A 3,005-nucleotide genomic window follows, 5' to 3' on the forward strand; every position below is an offset into this window, starting at 1 on the left:
CCGCTGGGAGCGGATTGGGACAGCCGCAGGCTGGCCTGGAAGGCGGACTCCAGGGACGGAGTCCGCAACGCCGCCAGGCGGGCGCGCCGGAGGTCCAATCGGGTGCGTAGCGATCCCGCTCGCTTGATGAAAGCTTTGGACGGTAACATTTTTTTTCCCAGTGCGTTTACAGAGGCTGTGTCGCGGTCAACGGCGGCTTCCAGGTTTTAGACCAGAATCATTTCTTCGAGGCCGGCACCGGCCGGCACCATTGGGTAGACATTTTCCGTCTGGTCCGTAATAAAGTTCAGGAACACGAACCGGTTCTTGTGCTTGGAAAAGGCCTCCTCGAGCGCGGGCTTTACATCCTCGGGCTTCTCGATCTGCATACCGACGTGCCCGTAAGCCTCCGCCAGCTTCACGAAGTCCGGCAGTGATTCCATATAGGAATGGGAGTAGCGGCGATCATAGAAGAACTCCTGCCATTGGCGCACCATGCCGAGATACCGGTTATTGAGGCAGACAACCTTAATCGGCAGGCTGTACTGCAGGCAGGTGGACAGTTCCTGGATATTCATCTGGATGCTGCCCTCACCCGTGATGCAGGCTACCTTGGACTTGGGATGGGCAAACTGTACGCCCATTGCAGCAGGCATGCCGAAGCCCATGGTGCCGAGGCCTCCGGAATTGATCCAGCGGCGCGGTTTGTCGAATTTGTAAAACTGTGCCGCCCACATCTGGTGTTGACCCACATCGGACGTCACGAAAGCGTCGCCCTTGGTCACCTCATAAAGCGTATCAATGACATACTGCGGCTTGATGACATCGCTTTTCTGGTCGTATTTCAGGCACTCCTTGCTGCGCCACTCCTCGATCTGCTCCCACCACTTGGCCAGCGCCTTGCCATCAGGCGCCTTACCCGCCTCCTTCACCAGTTTGTTCATGTCCTTCAGCACATTGGATACGCTGCCCACGATAGGCACATCGACCTTGACGTTCTTCGAGATGGAAGCCGGGTCGATATCCACGTGGATGATCTTCGCGTGCGGCGCAAATTTGGCGATATTGCCGGTCACCCGGTCATCGAAGCGGGCGCCAATGGCAATCAGCAGATCGCAATGGGAGACCGACAGGTTGGCCTCGTAGGTGCCGTGCATACCCAGCATGCCGAGGAACTGTTTGTCGGTGGCCGGGTAGCCCCCGAGTCCCATGGACGTGTTGGTCACCGGAAAGCCGAGCAGCTTGGCAAAATCGGTCAGCGTTTTCGAGGCATTGTCCAGAATCACCCCGCCGCCGCTGTAGATGAGCGGCCGTTTGGCCGAGAGCATCAGGTTCACCGCCCGCTTAATCTGGCCCGTATGCCCTTTCACCACCGGGTTGTAGGAGCGGAGATGTGCCTTCTTGGGATGGGTGTACTTTGTCCGAAGGGCAGTGATGTCTTTGGGAATATCCACCACCACCGGTCCCGGCCGGCCGGTGGTTGCGATATAGAAGGCCTTCTTCAGAGTCGAGGCCAGATCGGCCACATCCTTCACCAGAAAGTTGTGCTTTACACACGGACGGGTGATCCCTACCGCATCCACCTCCTGAAAGGCGTCGTTGCCGATGAGGGCGCTGTTCACCTGACCGGTAAGCACCACCATGGGGATCGAGTCCATGTAGGCGGTGGCAATGCCGGTCACGGCATTGGTAGCACCCGGGCCCGAGGTGACCAGCACCACACCGGGTTTGCCGGTGGAACGGGCATAGCCATCGGCGGCGTGGGTGGCCGCCTGCTCGTGGCGTACCAGTACATGCTTTACATCATCCTGCTGGAATATCGCATCGTAAATGTGCAGGACGGCACCTCCCGGATAGCCGAAAACGTGTTCAACGCCTTCGTCTTTCAGGAAGCGAACGAGGATTTCAGCACCGGTCAGCTCCACGTATTGCGCTCCAGATAGCAAAAATGCCCGTAAAAACGGGCGGGTTACGGAATCTATATTAGAAACAGAAAACCTACTGAGATTCCCACGGCAGGTCAAGTAATGCCTGAATTGGGTGCGGGTGCCGGGATATCGTCCCGTTCACAGCGGCACTTTCACCGGACTAACCGGATCCCCATAATAAGGGGAGATCTGTCGGCGGAGAACATTATGACAAGAAGCAACGCTTATCGCACCCTGATTGCCGCAATCTGTCTTGTGCTGGCGGCACCGGCAGTAGCAAAAATGTACAAATGGACCGATAACCAGGGCAATACACACTATTCCCAGATACCGCCAGAGGGACGACAGGCGCAGGAGATCGCGGCACCGCCGAAGGTCAGGCCACAACAGGCCGAAGAACCGGCACAGGACGATACCGCCCAACCCGAGGGTGAAGAGAGCGCCCAAAAACCGGAGCTCACCCCCGAACAGCAGGCCGAACGGGAACAGCTTTACCGGCGCAACTGTGAAGCGGCACAAAAGAACCTCAAGCTTTTCCAGACCGCCCGACGCGTCATGGAAAATGGCGAACTGGTAGTCATCACCGAAGAGGATCGTGTCAAACGCCTCGAAAGCACCCGGGAACAGCTCGAAAAGTACTGCAATCCTTAACCAACGGAGTCAGCCATGCCTTACCTGATGGTGCAGACCAACAAGGCCCTCCCTGCCACCCAAAAGGGAGAGTTCCTTGCCATTGCCTCGCAGACAGTAGCCGAGGCCCTGGGTAAGCCGGAACGCCTGGTTATGGTGGCTCTGGAAGATGAGACCCCCATGGTCTTCGGGGGCGACCATGCACCCTGCGTCTACATGGAACTGAAAAGCATCGGCCTGCCGCAAGAGCGCACGGCCGAACTGTCGGAAAGCTTATGCAGCCTCATCGAGAAGACACTGGGCATCGCCCGCGAGCGTATCTTTATCGAATTTGCCGATGCCGAACGGCACATGTGGGGCTACAACGGCGAAACCTTTGCGAAATAGGCCCTAATCAGTGAAGAACATCTAGACCGTCATTGCGAGCCGTACCCCCTGCTGCGCAGGCCCGAATCGGTGACGAACCTT

General features: G+C 57.6%; 3 protein-coding genes. 2 read left to right on the forward strand and 1 reads right to left on the reverse strand.

The features are described 5' to 3' along the window. Positions 1-206: 206 nt before the first annotated feature. Complete coding sequence (locus Q7L05_RS17285) at positions 207-1,904, reverse strand: acetolactate synthase 3 large subunit (RefSeq protein ID WP_303909548.1); 1,698 nt, start codon at positions 1,902-1,904, stop codon at positions 207-209. Between the two features lie 210 nt (positions 1,905-2,114). On the opposite strand from Q7L05_RS17285, the gene Q7L05_RS17290 reads away from it, so the two are divergent. Together Q7L05_RS17290 and Q7L05_RS17295 are read left to right on the forward strand one after the other, a co-directional pair. Beyond that, positions 2,115-2,558 (forward strand): DUF4124 domain-containing protein, encoded by a 444-nt coding sequence (locus Q7L05_RS17290; RefSeq protein WP_303909550.1) that lies wholly within the window; start codon positions 2,115-2,117, stop codon positions 2,556-2,558. Between the two features lie 15 nt (positions 2,559-2,573). After that, positions 2,574-2,924 carry a phenylpyruvate tautomerase MIF-related protein gene (locus Q7L05_RS17295; protein ID WP_303909552.1) on the forward strand — a complete coding sequence of 117 codons (351 nt, stop codon included), beginning with the start codon at positions 2,574-2,576 and terminating at the stop codon, positions 2,922-2,924. The last annotated feature ends 81 nt before the right edge of the window (positions 2,925-3,005 follow it).

The sequence above is a fragment of the Thiohalomonas denitrificans genome (genome assembly GCF_016841685.1).
GTDB classification, from domain to species: domain Bacteria; phylum Pseudomonadota; class Gammaproteobacteria; order Thiohalomonadales; family Thiohalomonadaceae; genus Thiohalomonas; species Thiohalomonas denitrificans_A.